Below are 21,311 nucleotides of genomic sequence, written 5' to 3'. Positions count from 1 at the left end.
GTTAGCGCGGCGCGGTGTTTGGCCCCGACAGCGCGCCCGGTCGGGCGGTCAGCGCGACCGCGAGGGTGATCGCACCGGCGATGACGAACGCGACTCGCACGTTGAACAGGTCGGCCGCACCGCCGAGCAGAGCCGCGGCAAACGGCCGTGATCCGAGGAACCCGACCAGCCACAGCGCCATGATCCGGCCCCGCAGCTGTTCGGGGGCCCGCTCCTGAACCACTGTGCTCAAACCCGTCATCGCCCAGCCAAACCCGAGCCCCGCAATCGCGAACCCGCCCAACGCCAGCACGGTGACGGTGCCCAGCGCCAACAGCGCGCAGCCCGCGACCAGCAGCCACAGCCCGATCGCCGACACTCGAGCGGCGGGCAACCTTCCGCGCATCGCGGCCAGCACCACCATGCCGAGGGCAGCGCCGATGCCGAACGCGGCCGAGAGGGCGCCGACCAGGTGGGGGCCGCCGCCGAGGTCTTCGGCCATCGACGGGGTGAGCGTGATCGACGGATCGGAGGCGAACCCGACAGTCGCCACCGCCAGCAGCGCGAGCAACAGCGGACGGTCGCGCCACACATGGGCCAGGGCCGCGCGGACCCGGTAATCGCCGTGCGGGCTGCGGTCCGGCCGGACCGGGAAGGTGACCAGCAGCAGGAAGATCGCGAAGATGACGTGCAGGCCCGCGCTGATCGCGAAGCCCGGTGCCGCACCCAGGCGGGCGGCCAGGAACGCGCCGATGGCCGGGCCCAGGATGCGGCCGATGGTCATCGGAATGCTGTTGAGTGCCATGGCCGTCGGCAATTCGCCGTCGCGTATCAGGCTCGGCACGACCGACTGCATGGCCGGGCCGCCGATGACGAAACCGAAGCCGACGAGGGTCGAGCCGACGAGCACCGGCACGGCGGCGGCCGTGCCCTGCAGATCCGGCGCCGCGGCCAGCCAGACGGCAGTGGAACCCGACCCGATGATGCACAGCACCCGACCCCACAGGATCTGACGGGCCGGGTCACCGATGTCGGCCCACTTGCCGCTGGTCGGGCTGAGGATGAGCTGGGGGAGGAACTGCGCGACACCGACCAGTCCGACCATCACCGCCGAGCCCGTGGCGTCGAAGATCACGATGGCCGCCACGATGCCGTGCGTCCAGACCGCGACGACCGAGAACATCTTGCCCCAGAACAACGCGCCGAAGACCGGGTCGAACATCAGCCGCAGGGCTCCGCGTGGTTGCGGGCGGACCGTGGTCTGGGCCGTCACGAACACACACCCCGCTCGAAATCGGTGACCAGTTGCTGCAACAGGTCGACGAGCCGGTCCACCTCGGCATCGGGCCAGTCGGCCACCGTCTCGGCGACCATCTGTTGTCGTCGTTCGGTGACCTCGGCCAGCGCTTTACGGCCCTGGTCGGTGAGCGTCAGCACGCACCGGCGTTGATCGTCAGGAGCCAGGGATTTGGTGAGCAGACCGGCATTCACCACGTTCGTGACGGTGCGGCTCGCGGTCGAGTGCTCGACGGCCATGTACTCGGCAACCTCGCCAACCGATGCGCTCAGCCCGACCTTCTGCCGTTGCTCCACCGCACGGAGCACCCGCAGCGTCGACAATGACGGAACGCTTCCCGACGCGTCGATCAGCCGGCGGCGCCACCCCGGCCGTTGCCGGAGGAGGTGGACCCGCACCAGCAGTTCATCGAGGTCGTTGTAGCGAGGCACTATATATGCATAGCACATACATATATTGATCAAACATTCGCGTGTGAAGCTGTCGGTAGGGCTCGGCAGACTCCGCCCATGGGGAATCCATTCGTCGGAAGCCAAGCGCTGGCCTCAGGTGTACTGACGCGGCACGAACTGCGGACCCGGTTCGTCGCCGTTCATCGCGACATCTACGTTGCCAAGGGCGCCAGGCCGACTGCGCTCATGCGGGCCAAGGCGTGCTGGTTGCGATGCCGCGGGCACGGTGTCCTGGCCGGCTTCTCCGCGTCGGCATTCCACGGAGCGCGGTGGATCGACGCGAGCCTGCCCGCCTATGTCATCGACACCAACAATCGACGGCCGGCCCGCGGGATCGTCACGTGGGCCGACGCGATCGAGGACGGCGAGATCTGCCGGGTCGGCGATATCCGCCTCACCACACCTGCCCGCACCGCGGTCGATCTGGCCTGCAAGTTTCCGGAGGATACGGCCGTCGCGGCAATCGACGCGTTGGCGCGGGCCACTCGCCTGAAGGTGGCTGACATCGAGCGGGCGGCGGAACGCCATTCGGGCCGCAAGGGCATCAAGCGCGCCCGCGCCACGATCGCGTTGGTGGACCCAGGAGCGGAGTCGCCGCAGGAAACCTGGTTGCGGCTCTTGGTTGTTCGCGCCGGTTATCCACGGCCACAAACGCAGTATCCCGTCTGCAACGAATACGGCGCCGTGATCGGCGAGGTCGATCTTGCCTGGCCGGAGTCGAAGATCGCGCTCGAATACGAAGGTAGCCATCACACCGATCCGGAAACCCTTCGCAAGGACATCGCCCGGATCGACGAGATGATCGAGATGGGTTGGATCGTCATTCGGGTCACTCGCCGGGACGGCGCGGCCAACGTGCTCGGTCGGATCGCCAAAGCCTGGGCCCCGCGTGTGTAGCGCTGCGGCGGAAAAACGGACGAAAAATCGCCACAGCGCTTCACACGCGAGCAGAGTCCGCAGAGATGTGACGGAAGTGGGGAAAAAGCCCGAGAGCGCCTAGCCCGCGAATTCCGTCGCCAGCCCGTCGATCCCGGCCCGGATCGCGGTCAATGCACCGGCGCGGGCCTTGAGCTTGCTGGCCACATGTGCACCGGCATTCAACGTCGCCGCGGCCTCGGCAGCCACCTCCTGGGCGCGGGACAACACCGCGTCGGCCTCGACGGTCTCGTCGAGCCAACCACCCGCGATCGCCGCGTCACCGCTGAACGTCGCGGCCATCGAGATGCCACGGTGAAAAGCCGCCGGCGTCAACCGCATCCGCATGAGCTCGATCGCGGCGATCGGCAGCGTCATCCCGATCTTCACCTCGTTGGCCTGGCACCGCGCCGTCGACGCGCCGACCCGGTGGTCACCGGACAACATCAGAAACGAGCCCATCGCAATGCAATGTCCGGTCGCGGCCATGACCACCGGCACCGGGAAGGTCAGACACCGCACCGCCAGTTCGAACCCGCCGGCGAGCATGCCCAGGGTCGCGGCCGCGTCACCGGCCGAGAACACGCTCAGGTCGAATCCGCCGCTGAACACCTTTGAATTACCAGCCAGCACAACGGCTTTCACCTCGCCGCCGGCGGCTGCCTGGGCTGCCTGATCCAGCGCGCCGCTGATCTCGGCCTGCATCGCCGGAGACAGTGCGTTGACTTTGCCATCGTCCATCGTGATCGTGGCGACGGCGTCGTCGAGCTCATAGCTCACCAGGGGACTCATCGCACGATGGTAGCGAGTGGGTTCAGGCCCGGTGACGGCTGCCGGAGGTTGCCGGTTTGATCAGATCGGTCTCGGGATCGTCATCGTCGTAATCGTCGTCGTCATCGTCGTCATGGGTGGCCTCGTACCGATCACGCCAGCGTGACCGCAGCTCGGCACCCATCGCGTTGATGCGGTTGATCTCCGAGCGCAGCTTCTGCTCGTCGGACTCCTTGGCCGCGTACTGGAAATACGTCAGCACCCCGCGCAACAACTCCAGCTTCTGCTTTTCCCGACGGGCCCGATCATGGGTGGTCAACAACTCCATACGGTCCACCGGCGGCAGCGTCGCCCAATCCAGCACCGCGGTGTTGCGCAACTTGCGGCCACTGGGTTTGCCGGGGGAGCCGGGCTCGTCGTAATAGGTGATCGCTCCGTCGAACCGGGACGCGATGGCCTCACCCAGCTCCTTGCGGTCCAACGCCGAATCCCACACGATGCGCCACTCCTGCGACGGCGCCAGATACGGGATCTCGGCGGGCAGGTTCAGCGGCACGATGTCGACATAGTTGTCGTCGTAGGAACTTTCGTACTTGCCGACCGTCGGCGGATTCGCGAACTCGAACCGCAGGCCGTAGGCCGGGCGTTGTCCGTAATTGCGGACCACCAGCTCCACCAGATGCCAGTCGGCACTGCTGGGCTCCATGAACATCGCCACATTCGGCTGTGTCAGCTCGGCCCGCCGCTCCTTGGCTTTCAGATACTGCCGCCATGCATAGATGAGCGCGATGACGACGACGACGATCGCCACCCACGCCGCGAGCGCCGTCCACGCACCCGGTTCGAAACTGGCCAACTCACGCCCCCGCTCCGTGACCGCATCGATGATCCCCACCAAGTGGGTATATCACGGACTTTCGGCGTGGGCAGCGGTCCGGCCCAGCAAACTCGGGTCGAAATCAGGACGCGACGGCGGTGAGGACGTCACGGGCAACGGTCGCGGTGACCGGGGTGTGCACCAGCCGCTCACCGCGGGCCAGCCACTCGACGTCGGCCCATTCGATGCGCGCGGGCAGCCGCCGCCAGTAGTGCGGGTGGGACCGCAGGTACACCTCGACGCTGGCGTGCACCTTGGCGTCCAGCGGTGGGCGGCACCGGCCGATCACCGGCGCGGTACCGGCCAGGGCGTCGAGATCAGTGGGGCACGCACCGCGCTCGAGGACCTGTAGACCCGCGGCGATCGCGCCGTCGAGCACCCAGTCCAGCGCGATGTCGGCCAGCGGCCAGCAGGCGTCGTTGCCGCCGGTCACGTCGCCTCGCGTGCCCCGGAACCACACCTCGTCGAGGCTTTCGCAGTACCGGATCGTCCGGCGTCCGCCGTCCACCCCGACCGCATGCCGCCCGGTTTCCACGGTGGGCAACGGACCCATGTGTTGTTTCGTGCCCGGAGTTGCGGTGGCGTTCCACAGGCCGACGAACCGCACCGGCACGGCCGGATCGCGATCGCCGAACAGCTGTGCCGCCAACACCTTGATCTGGCGCCAGTCCTGCGGGGTGCGGGCCGTGCGTGGCAGCACGTAGGTGGCCAACGCGTAGTCCAGCACGTCATCGGAGTGCGCGGGCAGCAGGCCGACCGTGCCGAGCAGTGTGGCCAGCTCCCCGGCGCGGTGTCCACCGTCGCCCCCGCCGAAGACGTAGATGCGATCCCCGGGATCCCATGCATCCCCGAGGAACCGGTAGGCCTCGACGATGGCGGCTCGCGCCGCGCTCACCGAGTCGCCGCGATAGGCCGGGGTCAGGCGTCTGCCGGGGCGCATCGCCGTGCCGCTGTGATACCAAGTGAGCTGTTCGGTGCCGTCCAGCAACCGAAACAGCATCTCGGTATTCGACGCGTCACGGAGCCCGGGATGTTCATCTGTGTGGTCGAAGCACAGCACGATGTTCTTCACGGCGACCCCCGGCAAAACTGTCAAATAGTGCTGACTCACACTTTGCCGTGCCCGCGCGCCGATGTCCTGAGTATTGGACTACTCGAATCGCCCGCGGGTGCGGATTCTTTCCAACGCAAAAGTCTGGGCAACGAAATCCGTGGCAGTCGATGCGCCGCAACGTGGAATTGCCCCGTGGAGGATCCGTCGATTCAGCGGATTCCGCACATTCGCGATCTGGAACGATTCATCATCCGCCCATCAACATGCGCCACTGGTCGAGGTTCGACGCCCGATACACGTAGTTGCTGCGTTTGATCTCGTCGAGCGGAGCGCTCGGCTCGGCCGAGTACCAGTGCCCGGGGAAGACGGTCGGATCGCCGGGCAGTGCGGCCAGCGCCTGCAGGCTGCGGAACATGTCGTCGACGTTGCCGCCAGGAAAGTCGGTGCGCCCGCATCCATCGAGGAACAACGTGTCCCCGGCGACCAGGCGACCGTCGAGCAGAAAGCACTGGCTACCCGGGGTGTGTCCGGGGGTGTGCAGCAGCTCGATGTCCACCGAGCCGACCGCGACCTTGTCGCCGTGTGTGTGCGCGGTCAGCTCGCTGGGCGCGATCCCGGTGACGCGCGACACCCACTCGGCCTCGTGGCTGTTCACATGCACCGGCACACTCTGCCGTTCCAGCAGCTCGGCCAGGCCGGCCAGGGTGAAGCCCATCATCGTGCCGCCGACATGGTCCGGGTGGTGATGGGTGACCAGCACGCCTGACAGCCGCATGTCGTCGGCTTCGAGGAGGTCGACCAGATCATTGGCCGCGTACGCCGGATCGACCACGACGGCATCACCGGTCTCGCGGTCGCCGATCAGGTAGGAGAAGTTGCGCATCTGCTGGGCGATCACGTCATCGGTCGCGTAGTCGCGGCCGGCCAACAACTGGCGGAAATACAAGCGATCGTCAACCTTGGGCTCGGACATGGGCCAAGCGTATTTGGCGGCCCGACAGCGGCGCCGCGGACCGTCGACTGTGCCGGCTCCCAGCATCCGTGCAGGTCCAAAAAGCGCACGTCATCGCGTGTTTAAGCCCACACGGAAAAAACTCGCCTCAAAAATGCGGAATTACTAGCGTCAGAGCCATGCACCTCACCCGGTTCACCGACCTCGGACTGCGCGCCATGATGCTGCTGTCCGCCGGTGAGACACAGGACCGGCGCATCACCACCCGGACCATCGCCGCGGGCGCCGACGCCTCCGAACACCACGTCGCCAAGGCCGTGGCCAAGCTCTCCGAGCTCGGCATGGTGCACGCCCGGCGGGGCCGGGTCGGGGGACTGGTACTCACCGACGCCGGACGCAACGCCTCGATCGGCCGGCTGATACGTGAGCTCGAAGGCGACCAGGAGGTCATCAACTGCGGAGGGGATTCCCCTTGCCCGCTGATCGCGGCCTGCCGGCTTCGCCGGGTGCTGGCCGACGCGAAGGAGGCGTTCTATCGCGAACTCGATCGCTACACCGTCACCGATCTCACGGCGGACACCCGCCTACCGATTGTTTTACAACTCACAACCGAAGGGAATCTCCGATGACCGTCACCAGCCCTGAGCCGTCTGCGGTACGCGACGAACTCGAGCCCAAGCACGCCGAAATCGTCTCTGCCACACTGCCCCTCATTGGCGCGCACATCGACGAGATCACCTCGGACTTCTACCGCAGGCTGTTCGCCAACCACCCCGAGTTGCTGCGCAACCTGTTCAACCGCGGTAACCAGGCCCAGGGAGCCCAGCAGCGCGCACTGGCCGCCTCGATCGCCACGTTCGCCACCCACCTGGTCAACCCCGACCTGCCGCATCCGTCAGCCCTGCTGTCACGCATCGGTCACAAGCACGCGTCGCTGGGCATCACCGCCGACCAGTACCCGATCGTGCACGACAACCTGTTCGCCGCGATCGTGGAAGTGCTCGGCGCCGACACCGTCACCCCCGAGGTGGCCGAGGCCTGGGACCGCGTGTACTGGATCATGGCCGACACCCTGATCGGCCTGGAACGCGATCTGTACGCCGCGGCCGGTGTCGAGCCCGGCGACGTCTACCGCCGGCTGCGTGTCGTCTCCCGGGTCGACGACCCCTCCGGCGCGGTGCTGGTCACCGTCCGCTCGGAGAAGCCCGTCGATTTCGTGGCCGGACAATATGTGTCGGTCGGGGTGACCTTGCCCGACGGGGCCCGCCAGCTGCGCCAGTACAGCCTGGTCAACGTGGCCGGATCGACGGACCTGACGTTCGCGGTCAAGCCGGTCGACGCCGTCGAGACCCAGCCCGCCGGCGAGGTGTCGAGCTGGATCCGGGCCAACGTGTGCGTCGGCGACCTTCTCGATGTCACCCTGCCGTTCGGTGACCTCTACACCGGAGGACTGCCCGACGGGCCGCTGGTGCTGGTGTCGGCCGGGATCGGGATCACCCCGATGGTCGGCATCCTGGAGTTCGTGGCCGCCGAGGCGCCCGACACCCACGTGCGGGTGCTGCATGCCGACCGCAGCGACACCGCCCACCCGCTGCGGGAACGTCAGCACGAGTTGATCGACGCGCTGCCCAACGCCAACCTCGACCTCTGGTACGAGGACGGCGTCACCGGCGGCGCCCCCGGCGTCCACGCCGGGCTGCTCAAGCTCGACGGCATCGAGCTGCCCGCCGACGCGGCGTACTACCTGTGCGGTGGACCCGGTTTCGTCGAGGCGGTCCGCACCCAGCTGGCCGGCCGCGGCGTCGTCGCCGAGCGGATGCACTGCGAGCTGTTCGCCCCCAACGATTGGCTGCTGGACTAGCGACCAGGCGAAATAACTCCCCGACGGCCGTGCTGACCTGCGGTTTGGTGCGGCCGCCGGGGAGGCTGTACCCTCTTTAAGGCTGCGCGGGTACGGACGCGCAACAGGCCCCCTTAGCTCAGTCGGCAGAGCGTTTCCATGGTAAGGAAAAGGTCAACGGTTCGATTCCGTTAGGGGGCTCGGTGGACGCCCGGGGCGGAGCCCCGCCCGCGTCGATCGGGGCGGTGTAGCTCAGCTGGTTAGAGCGCACGACTCATAATCGTGAGGTCGGGAGATCGAGCCTCCCCACCGCTACAGGAACATCAAAAGCAGAGCGTGATTTTGAGCAGGGAGAACTGACGTGGCGTCGAGTACCGACGTACGGCCGAAGATCACTTTGGCGTGCGAGGTGTGCAAGCACCGCAACTACATCACCAAGAAGAATCGCCGCAACGATCCCGACCGGCTCGAGATCAAGAAGTTCTGCCCCAACTGCGGTACTCACCAGCCGCACAAAGAGTCGCGGTAGCCCTGGGCTCGTGGGTCTGTCGACGAACATCGTCGGGATGCAGTACCGGTATCCCGAGCACTACGAGGTCGGTCGCGAGAAGATTCGCGAACATGCCATCGCAGTCAAGAACGACGATGATTTCTTTCACGACGAGGCCGCTGCAGCCGAGATCGGACACGACCGGCTCCCCGCGCCGCTGACTTTCATCTGCATTTTCGGATACCAGGCGCAGTCGGCGTTCTTCGAGCACGCGAACATCGCCATCCAGGACGCCCAGATCGTCCAGGTCGACCAGGAACTGAAGTTCGTCAAGCCGATCAAGGCCGGCGACAAACTGTACTGCGACGTGTCCGTGCACTCCGTTCGCAAGGCGCACGGCACCGACATCATCGTGACGAAGAACATCATCACCAACGACAACGGTGATTTGGTCCAGGAGTCCTACACGACCCTGGCGGGTCGCTCGGGTGACGGAGAAGAGGGTTTTTCTGATGGCTCTGCGTGAATTCAGCTCGGTCAAGGTCGGTGACACGCTTCCGGAGAAGGTCATTCCTCTGACCCGCGGCGACCTGGTCAACTACGCCGGCGTGTCCGGCGACCTGAACCCGATCCACTGGGACGACGAGATCGCCAAGCAGGTCGGTCTCGACACCGCCATCGCCCACGGCATGCTCACCATGGGCCTCGGCGGCGGCTACGTCACCTCGTGGGTGGGCGATCCGGCCGCGGTCACCGAGTACAACGTCCGGTTCACCGCCGTCGTGCCGGTACCCAACGACGGCGTCGGGGCCGAGATCGTGTTCAACGGCCGAGTCAAGTCCGTCGACCCGGACGACAAGCTGGTGACCATCGCCATCTCGGCCACCGCCGGAGGAAAGAAGATCTTCGGCCGCGCTGTCGCAACTGCCAAACTGGCTTAGGGAGGTCTGCGGGCATGGCACTCAAGACCGACATCCGGGGAATGGTCTGGAAATATCCGCACCCCTTCCTGATCGGCCGCGAGCAGATCCGTCAGTACGCCAAGGCCGTCAAGGCCATGGACCCGGCCAGCCACGACGAGGCGGCCGCCGCCGAGCTCGGCCACGATGCCCTGGTCGCCCCACTGACCTTCGCCTCCACCTTGGCGCTACTGGTGCAGGAGCACTTCTTCCAGAATGTCGACGTCGGCATGGAAACCATGCAGATCGTCCAGGTGGATCAGAAGTTCCTGTATCGCAAGCCGCTCAAGGCCGGCGATCAGCTGCACGCGGTCATGACGATCCAGTCCGTCGACGAGCGGTTCGGCGCCGACATCGTGGTCACCCACAACGTCTGCACCAACGACGACGGGGATGTGGTCCTCGAGGCCTTCACCACGATGATGGGTCATGAAGGCGACGATTCCATCCAGGTCAAGTGGGATCCGGAGACCGGCAAGGTGGTGCGCAAGGCCGCCGGCGAGTGATCGTGGACGGGGTGTCGTCAGCGCGTGCGATTAGTAGATGACACCCACGCCGGGGTACACTCGGCACTCGGGGTTTTTCCCATTTCAGCGCGCTGTCCGTCGGCTTGACCGTGAACGGGCCGCGCGCGAATTGTGTGAGCCTCGGCGCAGTGCGGTGACGACAGCGCCAGCATGTCACCGACAGAGGGGCGTAGCTCAACTGGCAGAGCAGCGGTCTCCAAAACCGCAGGTTGCAGGTTCAAGTCCTGTCGCCCCTGCTCAAACTGAATACTCGACAACGTGTGGACACTGGAAGGTGACCGCAACAAACAGTCCGCTAGGAAATGAACGGAGTATGCGGTGAGCGACGAGCGCGAAGGTGCCGGCTCCGCAGACGACACTGGAACCGAGGGCACCGACACCGGGACAACCGGCACCAGCCATGGTCAGACCGCGGTGGTGACCCGGCCGCTGCGCCCGACCGGCAAGCGGAGCCGACGCGGTGCGGTCGCTGAGAGCGACAGCGACGAGGCCGCCGAGGACGACACAGCGTCGAGCGAGGCCAAGACCGACTCCGGCAAAGCCAAGAAGACCGCGAAGGCCAAGAAGAAGACCGGGCCGTCGCGTAACCCGATCATGTTCGTCGTCACCTACCTGCGACAGGTCGTGGCCGAGCTCCGCAAGGTGATCTGGCCCAACCGCAAGCAGATGGTCAGCTACACCACGGTGGTGCTGGTTTTCCTGGCGTTCATGGTGGCACTGATCGCCGGCGCCGACTTCGGCCTGGCGAAGCTGGTGTCGCTGGTGTTCGGCACCTGATCTGGAATTGAGAGAGGACTGACAACGTGACCACGTTCGACGGCGACGAGACGTTCGCCGACGAGATCGTTGACGTCGACGGCGTCGAGTCGCAGACCGACGATCTGACCGAAGACCAGGACGCCGCAGCCGCCGATACGGCCGATGAGGCGCCTGCCGCCGACGAGGCCCCGGTCGACGAGGCCGAAGATGCCGGCGAGGCCGAAGAAGCCGCCGACGAGGCGCCTGCCGCCGACGAAGACGAAGACCCGGCCGTCGCACTCAAGAAGGAACTGCGGCTCAAGCCCGGTGACTGGTACGTCATCCACTCGTACGCCGGTTACGAGAACAAGGTGAAGGCCAACCTCGAGACCCGCGTGCAGAACCTGGACGTCGGCGACTACATCTTCCAGGTCGAGGTGCCCACCGAAGAGGTCACCGAGATCAAGAACGGCCAGCGCAAGCAGGTCAACCGCAAGGTGCTGCCGGGCTACATCCTGGTGCGCATGGAACTCAACGACGAGTCCTGGGGCGCGGTGCGCAACACCCCGGGTGTCACGGGCTTCGTCGGCGCCACCTCACGCCCGTCGCCGCTGTCGCTGGACGACGTCGTGAAGTTCCTGCTGCCGCAGGGCGCCGCCAAGAAACCCGCCAAGTCCAGCGCTGCCGCCGCCGCGGCCGGTGCCAGCACCGAGGCCACCCTCGAACGGCCGGAGATCCTGGTCGACTTCGAGGTCGGCGAGTCCGTCACCGTCATGGACGGCCCGTTCGCCACGCTGCCCGCCTCGATCAGCGAGGTCAACGCCGAGCAGCAGAAGCTCAAGGTGCTGGTGTCCATCTTCGGTCGCGAGACACCCGTCGAACTGACCTTCAACCAGGTCTCCAAGATTTAGTCGCCACAGCGGCTAGTAACCGGGCGTTTCGGCGCCCACGGATGAGCAAGTAAGGAACACCACAAGCATGGCCCCGAAGAAGAAGGTCGCCGGGCTCATCAAGCTGCAGATCCAGGCCGGGCAGGCCAACCCCGCCCCGCCGGTCGGTCCTGCACTTGGCCAGCACGGCGTCAACATCATGGAGTTCTGCAAGGCGTACAACGCCGCGACCGAGTCGCAGCGCGGAAACGTCATCCCCGTGGAGATCACCGTCTACGAGGACCGCAGCTTCACGTTCGCACTGAAGACCCCGCCCGCCGCCAAGCTGCTGCTGAAGGCCGCCGGTGTGCAGAAGGGTTCGGGCGAGCCGCACAAGACCAAGGTCGCCAAGGTGACCTGGGACCAGGTGCGCGAGATCGCTGAGACCAAGAAGGCCGATCTCAACGCCAACGACATCGACGCTGCGTCGAAGATCATCGCCGGCACCGCCCGCTCGATGGGTATCACCGTCGAATAGCGACGCGGACCGACCCGACCACAGAGGTCGGATATCCGCACCCCCAGTGGGAGGGCTGGCATCGGCCCGCACCACGACTCCAAGAACACGATTGGATTTCACAAATGAGCAAGAACAGCAAGGCATACCGCGAAGCCGCGGAGAAGGTCGACCGGACCAAGCTCTACACGCCTCTTGAGGCGGCGAAGCTGGCCAAGGAGACCTCCTCCAAGAAGCAGGACGCCACGGTCGAGGTCGCCATCCGCCTCGGTGTGGACCCGCGCAAGGCTGACCAGATGGTGCGCGGCACCGTCAACCTGCCGCACGGCACCGGTAAGACCGCCCGCGTCGCGGTGTTCGCCGTCGGCGAGAAGGCCGAGCAGGCACTGGCCGCCGGCGCCGACGTGGTCGGCAGCGACGACCTGATCGAGAAGATCCAGGGCGGATTCCTGGACTTCGACGCCGCCATCGCCACCCCGGATCAGATGGCCAAGGTCGGTAAGATCGCCCGCGTGCTGGGCCCGCGCGGTCTGATGCCGAACCCCAAGACCGGCACCGTCACCCCCGATGTCACCAAGGCTGTGGCCGACATCAAGGGCGGCAAGATCAACTTCCGTGTCGACAAGCAGGCCAACCTGCACTTCGTGATCGGCAAGGCGTCCTTCGACGATGCCAAGCTGGCGGAGAACTACGGCGCCGCGCTCGACGAGGTGCTGCGGGCCAAGCCGTCGTCGTCGAAGGGTCGTTACCTCAAGAAGGTGACCGTCTCCACCACCACCGGCCCGGGTATCCCGGTTGACCCGGCGGTGACCCGGAACTTCACCGAGGCGTAATTTTCTCTGCGCGAGCAGACGCAAACCTGCCCCTTTTCGCTTGAAAAGGGGCAGGTTTGTGTCTGTTGGACATCAACAGCCGACGCACTCCGCGAGGCGACGCCGCAGGAATGCCGCAGCAGGCGCGGACACGTTGTCGCCATCCAGTGCAATGCGATACCAGCGCTGCGCCTCACCGCACCGCCCGGCTCGGCGCAGCAGATCGGCGCGGATCGAGGCCACTGCGTTCGTCCGGGCCAGCCGTGGATCATCGGCCACCTCGTCGAGCGCGGCCAGCCCGGCATCAAACCCGTCACGAAAGCCGATGGCCAGAGCGCGATTTGCGCGAGCCACCGGGGAGTCGGCCAGGGTGAGCAGACGATCGTAGGCCAGACAGATGGTGGCCCAGTCGGTGTGTTGCCAGGCCGGCGCCGTCGCGTGCACCGCCACGATCACCGCTTGCGGAAGATACGATCCCGCTGCACCTTCTGCCAGCCGCAGCTGTTCCAGACCTCGGGTGATGCGGCCGCGGTCCCAACGGCTCCGGTTCTGCTCGTCGAGCGGCACCAAGGCGCCGGTGTCGTCGACCCGGGTCCGGCGACGCGAATCATGCAGCAGCACAAGGGCGGTGAGGGCGTGCGCGTCGCGGTTGTCGGGCATCAGATCGCACAGCTCACCGGCGAGCCGCACCCCTTCATCACACAGGTCGTCGCGGATGGCCGAGGGTCCACCCGTCGACCAGTAACCCTCGGTGAACACCGAATAGACGCAGCCGAGGACGTGTGGGGTGCGCTCATCGAGAAGCTCGGGTGGTGGAACCCGCAACGGGATGTTGGCTTGACGAATCTTGTTCTTGGCGCGGGTGATTCGCTGCCCGACCGCCGCTTCGCTCTGCAGCAGGGCACGGGAGATCTCGGGGACGGTGAGCCCGGAGATCAGCCGCAGGGTCAGCGCCAATTGCGAGCTGCGGTCCAATGCCGGATGGGCGCAGGTGAACATCATCCGCAGTTCGTCGTCGCGCACCGGGTGCAATTCGATCTCCTCCGATGTCCCGACGCGCTCGTAAGCGGCCGCGAATTCTCGTCCCGGGCGCGACGATTCACGTCGCAACCGGTCCAGCGCCCGATTGCGCGCGACGGTGGTCAACCACGCCCCGGGATTGGTGGGGACGCCTTGGTCCGGCCAGACCCGGACGGCTTGTGCGCAGGCCTCCTGGACGGCATCCTCGGCCACGGTGAGATCGCCCGACCACCGAGCGATGACCGCCACCGTCGGACCCCACTCGCGCCGAAAGATGCCGTCCAGTTGGATCATCAGGCGATTACAGGCCGGCGAGCCCCGACAACCGGCGGACCTCGATGGCAGACGCCGGGATCATCGACGCGAGCTTGACGGCTTCGTCGCGGTCGGCGGCCCGCAACACGTAGAAACCATTGGCCACTTCGGCGCCCTCGGCATACGGGCCGTCGGTGACCATCACCTTGCCGTCCCGCACCCGGACGGTGGTCGCCGTCGACGGCGGGTGCAACGGGGCACCGGCCAGCGTCTTGTCGCCGAGGGTTTCGGCAAGTTCGACGTGTCGGCCCGCCTGCTCGTTCCACTCATCGGTGCCGGGGGTGTTCACCAGCTCCGGCGGTTCCAGCAGCAATGCCAGCCAATCGTTTCCGAGCGGCTGCTCAGGTGCCTGCCAGTGCACGATGGGCCAAATCTCGACCGCACCGAACTGGGCGACTGGGATATCGCGCGCCAGGGTCAGCACCTCGTCGAGGTTGTCGGCCTCGAAGACGTAGTAGCCACAGGCCACTTCGGCGCCTTCGGCGAACGGGCCGTCGGTGACCACCGGCTTGTCGGGTCCGCCGCTGATACGCGTGGGCACAGCGGCCTTGTCCAGGGCATCACCCGCCCGTATCGCCGAACGGGCCCGGGCGTGGAAGGCCTGGAACGCCGCCATGCCCTCGGCCCGCTGCTCAGGTGCGAGTTCTACATCCGGGCTGATCAGTAAAGCGAAGTACAGCATCGTCGTCCTCCGGTGGGCAGTGAGCAGAACCGTATGTTCCACTCTCTACCCAACCGACGAACGGCACCGCCGAGATCCGACAGCCCGCCGAAAAAGTTTTGCCGACTACTTCTGCAGCGTGAACTGATGCACGCTGATGTGGCCGGAGGCGAAGTACTTCTGGCAGCCGTTGAGGTACTTGTCGTAGCGGTCGTAGATTTCTTGGCTCTGGATCGCGATGGCCTCGTCCTTGTGCGCCGCCAGCGCGTCTGCCCAGTACTTGAGCGTGCGGACGTAATGCGGGCCGATCTCCTGGACCCGGGTGACCTTGAACCCGGCCTCGATCGCCTTCTCCTGCTCCATCTCCACCGAGGGCAGCCGGCCGCCGGGGAAGATCTCGGTCATGATGAACCGGGCGAACCGGGCGTCCTCGAACGTCATGTGCAGGCCGAGCTTCTGCCCCTGACGGAGGTCGAATCCGGTGATGTTGTGCAGCAACATTATGCCGTCGTCGGGCAGCGCGTTGTAGGCGGTCTCGAAAAACGCCGGATACCGCTCGAATCCGAAATGCTCGAAGGCGCCGATCGACACGATGCGGTCGACTTTGTCGTCGAATTCTTCCCAGCCCTGCAGCCGGACCTCGACATTGCGCTGGGTGGGGACCTGGGAAAGCTTTTCGATGGCGTATTCCCGCTGCTCGCCGCTCAGGGTCAGACCGATGACGTTGACGTCGTACTTCTCGATCGCCCGGGCCATGCAGGCGCCCCAGCCGCAACCGATGTCCAGCAGGGTCATGCCGGGTTCCAGGCCGAGCTTGCCCAGGGCGAGGTCGAACTTGGCGATCTGCGCCTCGGCGCCCGTCATGTCCTCACGTTCGTAATAGCCGCACGTGTAGCCCATTGTGGGACCCAGGAACAGTTCGTAGAATTCGTTTGAAATGTCGTAGATCGACTGCAGTTCTTCATATTTGGGTGTCAACTTCGACATATTCGAATTGCTCCAAGCGTTAGAGTTCTCCCCGCCGAGTCGTCAGCCTACAACAGGTGACTCTCAGCAGGACGTGACAGCTGTCAAAGAGTTTTGCCGGCAAACGTCAAGGGCGGCGCGCTGGCCGGCGATTCCTGCCGAAAATCGCCGCACCGTGCTGTGTTGGCGAAGGTTGCGGCGACACGCTCACTTCTGCAACGTGAACTGGTTGACGTCGATGTAGCCGACCCGGAAGAGGTTTGCGCAGCCGGTGAGATAGCGCATGTAGCGGTCGTAGACCTCTTGGGACTGGATCCGGACCGCCTCGTCGTGCTGAGCCTCCAGATTCGCCGCCCACAGATCGAGGGTGCGCGCGTAATGCAGCTGCAGCGGTTGGCGCCGGGTCAGGGTGAACGACGCCCGGTCCGCATGCTCTTCGACCATCTCGACCGAAGGCAATCGCCCGCCCGGGAAGATCTCGGTCAGGATGAACTTGATGAACTTCGCCAACTCGAAGGTGAGCGGGATGCCCCGCTCCGCCGCATAGCGGGGATTCATCGCGGTGATGGTGTGGAGCAGCATGACGCCGTCGTCCGGCAGGATGCGGTGGGTGAGGCTGAAGAAGTCGTCATAGCGGTCGGGTCCGAAATGCTCGAACGCCCCGATCGACACGATCCGGTCCACCGGCTCGTCGAACTCTTCCCAGCCCGCGAGCAGCACCCGCTTGGTGCGCGGACTGTCGGAATTGTCGAAGCGCTGTTGTACGTGGTCGGCCTGGTTGCGGCTCAAGGTCAGCCCGATGACGTTGACGTCGTAGCGCTCCAGTGCCCGCATCATTGTCCCGCCCCAGCCGCATCCCACGTCGAGCAAGGTCATCCCGGGCTCTAACCCGAGCTTGCCCAACGAGAGGTCGATCTTGGCGAGCTGGGCTTCTTCGAGCGTCATGTCATCGCGTTCGAAGTACGCGCAGCTGTAGGTCCTGGTCGAATCCAGGAAAAGGGCGAAAAAGTCGTCGGACAGGTCGTAATGAGCCTGTACGTCGTCGAAATGGGGCTTGAGCTTGACCGGGTGTTTGGCCACAGACGCACCTCTTGGGCAGAAACCGACCGGGCGGAGCCGCACCAAGCCACGTCTTGACCTAGCCGCCCCCCCAGACTGCTGCAGCCACTCTAGAGCGACATCGGCCAGTAAGCGAGCTTTCTGTCGCCGGCAATGGTCCGGCACCGAATTAACGTTGCATTCGCGAATATCTAGCTCGCGTTGGCGAAATTCGTCTTGAGCTCTCCGACGACCTCATCCCACACCGGTTCGGGCAATTCGTGTCCCATCCCGTCGATCAGCACCAGGCGCGCGCCCTCGATGGCGCGGGCCACCGCCCGACCGCCGGACGGACGCATCAGCCGGTCCGCCCGGCCATGGATCACCACCGTGGGCGCGGTGATCTTCCTGTCGTGGTGGCGCAGGCTGCCACTGCCGAGGATGGCATCGAAATGCCGGGCGATCCCGGCCGGGTAATAGGCGCGGTCGTACAGTTCGGCGGCCTGGGCGCGGATCTCTTCCTCCGGGGCGGGATAGGCCGGGCTGCCGTTGAGCCGGCTGATCCGAACGACGTTGTCGATGATGGTTTCTCGCGACGAATTGGCCGGCGGCCCGGTGATCACCGACAGCAACTGCTTGATGCCCGGTGGCGGCAACAGCGGCTGGTTGTTGCTGGAGAAGATCACCGCCAGCGACCTGGTGCGCTGGGCGTACCGGGCCGCGAACACCTGCGCGATCATCCCGCCCATCGACCCGCCCACGATGTGGGCGTCGTCGATGCCGAGGTGATCGAGCAGCGCGGCAGCATCGTCGGCGACGTCTTCGAGTGTGTAGACCGCCGGACTGCGCAGACCGAGGAAAGACCGGACCATCCGCACCGGCAGCGGGGAGTCCACGCGCTTGCCGGACAGCTTGGTGGACAGGCCGACGTCACGGTTGTCGTACCGGATGACCCGCAAGCCCTGATTGACCAGCTTCTCGCAGAAACCGGTGCGCCACAACAACATCTGTGCACCCAGGCCCATGATCAACAGCACGGCCGGATCATTCGGGTCGCCCATGTCCTCGTAGTAGAGGTCGACCTCGCCGGGGTTTGCCGACGACTTCGCGAAGCCGGTGCGCACCTTCATGCCGGCCACTCAGTCCTCGATTCCGGCATCGGCGTCCTTGTGCTCCCGGCTGATGTCCACCATGAAATTCGCGAAGTAGCCGGTGAGCTGCGGATCGTTCATCATCTGCCACTTCGGCGCCAACAACTTCATGTAGCGCTCGACGTAGAGGAACTGCTTGCCGATCAGCACCAATTCCCGGGGCAGCTTGACGTCGTAGGCGTCGGCCAGCGCGGAGAGCTGCTTGCCGATTTCGGCGTAGGACATATCGCCCAGCGACTTCATGGTCAGGGGGGTGGCAAACGCTTCCAGATCCTTGGCGGCCTGACCTTCGGGTTTCACCGTCCCCACGGCCCCCATCAGCACCACGATCTTGCCTGCCGCGGCGTGGTCCTTCTTGACGAGAAGGGCGTACACCAGCTCCCGCAGCAGCCAGCGCGTGCGCGGGTCGATGCGGCCCATGATGCCGAAGTCGAAGAACACGACCTTGCCGTCGTCGTCGACGTACAAATTGCCCGCGTGCAGGTCGCCATGGAAAAGACCGTGCTTGAGACCACCCTCGAACACGCTGAACAGCAGGGCCTTGACCAGCTCGGTGCCGTCAAAACCCTTCTTGCGGATCGCGGCGACGTCGTCGATACGCACCCCGGTGACCCGCTCCATCGTCAGCACCCGCTGGCTGGTCAGATCCCAGTACACCTGCGGCACCCGGATGTTCTCACCCAGCGGTGAGGCGTGCATGTGTGACACCCACGCATCCATCGACTGGGCCTCCAGCCGGAAGTCCAGCTCCTCGGCCAGGTTGTCGGCGAAGTCGGCGACCACGTCCTGGGCCGAGAGCCGCCGGCCCAACTTGGCCAACTCGACGAGCTGGGCGCCGCGCTTGAGGATCTGCAGATCGGCGGCAACCCGTCGGCGGATGCCCGGCCGTTGGATCTTGACCACGACTTCCTCGCCGCTGTGCAGCGTGGCGTAGTGCACCTGTGCGATCGAGGCCGAGGCGAACGGCTTCTCGTCGAAGGTGGCGAACAAGTTCGTGGGCTCGTCGCCGAGTTCCTCCACGAAGAGCTTGTGCACCTCATCGGTGTCGGCCGGCGGCACCCGGTCGAGCAGGCTGCGGAACTCGCGACTCAGCGGTTCACCGAACGCGCCCGGGCTTGAGGCGATGATCTGGCCGAACTTGACGTAGGTGGGCCCCAGGTCGGAGAAAGTCTGCGGCACCTGCTTGATGATCTTCTGCTGCAGGGATCCGCGGCCGAACATGCTGGCGGCGACACGGGCCCCGGTTCGGGTGATCTGCCAACCGGTGGCGCCGATGCGGGCGGCTTCGACCGGCAACGGCACCCGGCTCAACCTGGCGACCTCGCGGTGCTTGGTTTTCGGCGGCGTAGTGCTCATAGCAGCAGTGTCTCAAAGCCCGCGGTTGGGCCAAAAACATCTGTGCCGTGCATCACACCGACGCAAAGTCGTGTTCGATCTCGTCGCGGCTGAGAACCGGGTCGCTGCCGCGCACGTAGGTGGGCTCGGTGTGGGGCGCCAGCAAGGGATCGAGGCCGCCGGCGACGCGCTTCTGCGCTTGCCGGAACTCGAGTGTGGTGCCGGCCGCGGTGTGCAGACCGTTGATGACGGACCACACGATGCCGCGCCGCGCCGCCCGTTCGATCGGGTTCGGATCGGTGTGCCCGATGAGCTGCTTGGCCCATTTCGGCATGGTGTCGCGGATGGCCCAGTCCACCGCACTCTGCGGCATCGGCAGATTGGATCCGGTGGCCATCGCCGCACCGTGGGTGAGTGCGAGTTTGGGTAGGTAGGACTCCAGGCAGTCCAGCGTCTCGGCTTTGGTGCTCGGCAGGTCGGTGCCGCCGAGGGCATGTCCCACGCGGACGAACTCGCCGTAGTAGCGGTCAAGTTTCTTGCCGCGCAACGGGTTCGGGTGGTAGATCTCGTGGGCGGTGGCCAGCCCCCACACCACGGTGGCGTAGTTCCAGCGCAGCCAGTCCGGATCGTCGGCGTCATAGACGGCGCCGTCGGGGCGGGTGCCCTTGATGGTGTGGTGCATGGAGCGCACCGTCTTCGACACCCGTTCGGCGGTTTCGGTGTTGCCGTAGGCGGTGCCGATGAAAAACGCGATGGAATGGCCCAGCCGCACCGCCGCACCCTGCGGGTCGATCTTCGGTACCGCGATCCCGGTCTCGGGATCGCGCTTGACCAATCGCGAATGGTGCATGCCCATCCAGTAGATCGAGGGATCGAGCCGTTCCATGTACGCCGCGCATTGCAGGCCGAAGATCAGTGCCTCGGTGTGGGAGTGCACATGCCAGACCGCGCTGCCGGGGCCGAACCAACCGGGATCGCCGGCCGGCCCGGCGAACTCCATGCCTCGGAAGTAGTGCTGACGAACGTCCTTGTCGAACTTCCGCTGCAGCATCTGCTCGAGGATTTGGTGTGGCATGTCCACCGCGCGCCCCTTTCTGGTTACGTCTGTAGCCAGAATACATTTTGGGTACAGGTGTGACCAGACTTAAGCTTGAGCGATGTCCTCCCCGGCGTCCAATGCGACGCGATGGGCCGGCGTGCCGCTGACGGACCGCCGCGCCGAACGCCGCGCGCTGCTGATCGACGCGGCGTACCGGGTGTTCGGCGACGGCGGTGAGGCCGCGCTCTCGGTGCGCTCGGTCTGTCGCGAATGCGGGTTGAACACCCGGTATTTCTACGAAAGCTTCGCCGACACCGACGACCTGCTGGGCGCGGTCTACGACGAGGTCAGCGCGGCCCTGGCCGCCGACGTCGAAGCGGCGACGACCGCAGCCCCCGATTCCCTTCGGGCCCGGACCCGCGCCGGAATCGCTGCCGTGCTGGGCTTCAGCTCCGCCGACCCGCGCCGGGGACGCGTGCTGTTCACCGACGCCCGGGCCAACCCGGTCCTGGCCTCCCGACGGGCGGCAACCCAGGACCTGCTGCGCGAGGCCGTGTTGACCGAAGGCGGTCGGCTCAGCCCGAACTCCGACCCGGTGGCCGCGCAGGTAGGCGCGGCCATGTACACCGGGGCGATGGCCGAGCTCGCCCAGCAGTGGCTGGGCGGCAACCTCGGCGACGATCTGGAGGTCGTGGTGGACTACGCGTTGCGCCTGGTACTCGGCGCCGCCAGTTAGA

The 21,311-nt window shown here is 65.8% G+C and carries 25 protein-coding genes and 3 tRNA genes; 15 read left to right on the top strand and 13 right to left on the bottom strand.

The annotated features are described in order from the left end of the window. Window position 1: 1 nt before the first annotated feature. Both A5740_RS07460 and A5740_RS07455 read right to left on the bottom strand, forming a co-directional pair. Complete coding sequence (locus A5740_RS07460; protein WP_076192913.1) at window positions 2–1,252, bottom strand: MFS transporter; 1,251 nt, start codon at window positions 1,250–1,252, stop codon at window positions 2–4. Continuing rightward, complete coding sequence (locus A5740_RS07455) at window positions 1,249–1,725, bottom strand: MarR family winged helix-turn-helix transcriptional regulator (RefSeq protein ID WP_076192709.1); 477 nt, start codon at window positions 1,723–1,725, stop codon at window positions 1,249–1,251. The genes A5740_RS07460 and A5740_RS07455 overlap by 4 nt, the downstream gene beginning before the upstream one ends. 60 nt (window positions 1,726–1,785) lie before the next feature. Between A5740_RS07455 and A5740_RS07450 the strand changes: the two genes are divergently transcribed. Continuing rightward, window positions 1,786–2,625 carry a hypothetical protein gene (locus A5740_RS07450; RefSeq protein ID WP_076192708.1) on the top strand — a complete coding sequence of 280 codons (840 nt, stop codon included), beginning with the start codon at window positions 1,786–1,788 and terminating at the stop codon, window positions 2,623–2,625. Window positions 2,626–2,724: 99 nt separating this feature from the next. Here the strand turns inward: A5740_RS07450 and A5740_RS07445 are convergent, their stop codons facing one another. The 4 genes from A5740_RS07445 to A5740_RS07430 all read right to left on the bottom strand — a co-directional run bounded on the left by A5740_RS07445 (window position 2,725) and on the right by A5740_RS07430 (window position 6,318). After that, entirely contained in the window at window positions 2,725–3,435 is a 711-nt protein-coding gene (locus A5740_RS07445) for a crotonase/enoyl-CoA hydratase family protein (RefSeq protein WP_076192706.1), read from the bottom strand. A gap of 22 nt (window positions 3,436–3,457) precedes the next feature. Further along, window positions 3,458–4,309 carry a hypothetical protein gene (locus tag A5740_RS07440; protein WP_076192704.1) on the bottom strand — a complete coding sequence of 284 codons (852 nt, stop codon included), beginning with the start codon at window positions 4,307–4,309 and terminating at the stop codon, window positions 3,458–3,460. A gap of 64 nt (window positions 4,310–4,373) precedes the next feature. After that, window positions 4,374–5,363, bottom strand: a complete 990-nt coding sequence (locus tag A5740_RS07435) for a DUF2235 domain-containing protein (protein WP_076192702.1) — start codon at window positions 5,361–5,363, stop codon at window positions 4,374–4,376. Window positions 5,364–5,592: 229 nt separating this feature from the next. After that, the gene (locus tag A5740_RS07430; protein WP_076192911.1) at window positions 5,593–6,318 is read right to left on the bottom strand and encodes an MBL fold metallo-hydrolase; all 726 of its coding nucleotides are present in this window, start codon (window positions 6,316–6,318) and stop codon (window positions 5,593–5,595) included. Between the two features lie 158 nt (window positions 6,319–6,476). On the opposite strand from A5740_RS07430, the gene A5740_RS07425 reads away from it, so the two are divergent. The 13 genes from A5740_RS07425 to rplA all read left to right on the top strand — a co-directional run bounded on the left by A5740_RS07425 (window position 6,477) and on the right by rplA (window position 13,070). Further along, the gene (locus A5740_RS07425; protein ID WP_076192701.1) at window positions 6,477–6,926 is read left to right on the top strand and encodes an Rrf2 family transcriptional regulator; all 450 of its coding nucleotides are present in this window, start codon (window positions 6,477–6,479) and stop codon (window positions 6,924–6,926) included. Beyond that, window positions 6,923–8,158, top strand: a complete 1,236-nt coding sequence (locus A5740_RS07420; RefSeq protein WP_076192699.1) for a globin domain-containing protein — start codon at window positions 6,923–6,925, stop codon at window positions 8,156–8,158. Before A5740_RS07425 ends, A5740_RS07420 begins: the two co-directional genes overlap by 4 nt. Before the next feature lie 107 nt (window positions 8,159–8,265). Further along, a tRNA-Thr gene (locus tag A5740_RS07415) sits at window positions 8,266–8,338 on the top strand. Between the two features lie 40 nt (window positions 8,339–8,378). Next, window positions 8,379–8,452, top strand: a tRNA-Met gene (locus A5740_RS07410). A gap of 46 nt (window positions 8,453–8,498) precedes the next feature. Continuing rightward, entirely contained in the window at window positions 8,499–8,666 is a 168-nt protein-coding gene (gene rpmG / locus A5740_RS07405; protein WP_003881823.1) for a 50S ribosomal protein L33, read from the top strand. A 10-nt stretch (window positions 8,667–8,676) separates the two neighbouring features. Next, window positions 8,677–9,153, top strand: coding sequence for a (3R)-hydroxyacyl-ACP dehydratase subunit HadA (gene hadA / locus A5740_RS07400; RefSeq protein WP_076192697.1), 477 nt, complete (start codon window positions 8,677–8,679; stop codon window positions 9,151–9,153). Next, the gene (gene hadB / locus A5740_RS07395) at window positions 9,140–9,568 is read left to right on the top strand and encodes a (3R)-hydroxyacyl-ACP dehydratase subunit HadB (RefSeq protein ID WP_067777233.1); all 429 of its coding nucleotides are present in this window, start codon (window positions 9,140–9,142) and stop codon (window positions 9,566–9,568) included. Before hadA ends, hadB begins: the two co-directional genes overlap by 14 nt. A gap of 14 nt (window positions 9,569–9,582) precedes the next feature. Further along, entirely contained in the window at window positions 9,583–10,092 is a 510-nt protein-coding gene (gene hadC / locus A5740_RS07390; RefSeq protein WP_076192695.1) for a (3R)-hydroxyacyl-ACP dehydratase subunit HadC, read from the top strand. 184 nt (window positions 10,093–10,276) lie between these two features. Next, window positions 10,277–10,349: transfer RNA gene (locus A5740_RS07385), tRNA-Trp, on the top strand. Window positions 10,350–10,431: 82 nt separating this feature from the next. Then, window positions 10,432–10,890, top strand: coding sequence for a preprotein translocase subunit SecE (gene secE, locus A5740_RS07380; RefSeq protein ID WP_076192693.1), 459 nt, complete (start codon window positions 10,432–10,434; stop codon window positions 10,888–10,890). A gap of 26 nt (window positions 10,891–10,916) precedes the next feature. Then, a complete protein-coding gene (gene nusG, locus A5740_RS07375) occupies window positions 10,917–11,762 on the top strand; it encodes a transcription termination/antitermination protein NusG (RefSeq protein WP_076192692.1) in 846 nt (281 codons plus the stop codon). 67 nt (window positions 11,763–11,829) lie between these two features. After that, complete coding sequence (gene rplK / locus A5740_RS07370) at window positions 11,830–12,258, top strand: 50S ribosomal protein L11 (protein ID WP_003881829.1); 429 nt, start codon at window positions 11,830–11,832, stop codon at window positions 12,256–12,258. A gap of 104 nt (window positions 12,259–12,362) precedes the next feature. Beyond that, the gene (gene rplA / locus A5740_RS07365) at window positions 12,363–13,070 is read left to right on the top strand and encodes a 50S ribosomal protein L1 (RefSeq protein WP_076192690.1); all 708 of its coding nucleotides are present in this window, start codon (window positions 12,363–12,365) and stop codon (window positions 13,068–13,070) included. 72 nt (window positions 13,071–13,142) lie between these two features. Here rplA and A5740_RS07360 read toward each other — a convergent pair whose 3' ends face one another. From A5740_RS07360 to A5740_RS07330, 7 genes are all read right to left on the bottom strand, one after another. Next, window positions 13,143–14,363, bottom strand: a complete 1,221-nt coding sequence (locus tag A5740_RS07360; RefSeq protein WP_076192689.1) for an RNA polymerase sigma factor — start codon at window positions 14,361–14,363, stop codon at window positions 13,143–13,145. 7 nt (window positions 14,364–14,370) lie between these two features. Continuing rightward, window positions 14,371–15,066 (bottom strand): YciI family protein, encoded by a 696-nt coding sequence (locus tag A5740_RS07355; RefSeq protein WP_076192687.1) that lies wholly within the window; start codon window positions 15,064–15,066, stop codon window positions 14,371–14,373. Window positions 15,067–15,171: 105 nt separating this feature from the next. Then, window positions 15,172–16,032, bottom strand: coding sequence for a cyclopropane mycolic acid synthase family methyltransferase (locus A5740_RS07350; RefSeq protein WP_076192686.1), 861 nt, complete (start codon window positions 16,030–16,032; stop codon window positions 15,172–15,174). 186 nt (window positions 16,033–16,218) lie between these two features. Next, window positions 16,219–17,091, bottom strand: a complete 873-nt coding sequence (locus A5740_RS07345) for a cyclopropane mycolic acid synthase family methyltransferase (protein WP_076192684.1) — start codon at window positions 17,089–17,091, stop codon at window positions 16,219–16,221. Window positions 17,092–17,261: 170 nt separating this feature from the next. Then, on the bottom strand, window positions 17,262–18,179 hold the full coding sequence (locus A5740_RS07340) for an alpha/beta fold hydrolase (RefSeq protein ID WP_076192909.1): 918 nt from the start codon (window positions 18,177–18,179) through the stop codon (window positions 17,262–17,264). A 9-nt stretch (window positions 18,180–18,188) separates the two neighbouring features. After that, window positions 18,189–19,556, bottom strand: a complete 1,368-nt coding sequence (locus A5740_RS07335; RefSeq protein WP_076192683.1) for an AarF/ABC1/UbiB kinase family protein — start codon at window positions 19,554–19,556, stop codon at window positions 18,189–18,191. Between the two features lie 52 nt (window positions 19,557–19,608). Next, complete coding sequence (locus A5740_RS07330) at window positions 19,609–20,616, bottom strand: oxygenase MpaB family protein (RefSeq protein ID WP_076192681.1); 1,008 nt, start codon at window positions 20,614–20,616, stop codon at window positions 19,609–19,611. A 76-nt stretch (window positions 20,617–20,692) separates the two neighbouring features. Between A5740_RS07330 and A5740_RS07325 the strand changes: the two genes are divergently transcribed. Beyond that, on the top strand, window positions 20,693–21,310 hold the full coding sequence (locus A5740_RS07325) for a TetR/AcrR family transcriptional regulator (protein WP_076192680.1): 618 nt from the start codon (window positions 20,693–20,695) through the stop codon (window positions 21,308–21,310). The last annotated feature ends 1 nt before the right edge of the window (window position 21,311 follow it).

The organism is Mycobacterium sp. GA-1841 (assembly GCF_001954135.1).
In the GTDB taxonomy this organism is placed as follows: Bacteria; Actinomycetota; Actinomycetes; order Mycobacteriales; family Mycobacteriaceae; genus Mycobacterium.
This window is presented reverse-complemented; position numbering and strand designations above follow the sequence as displayed.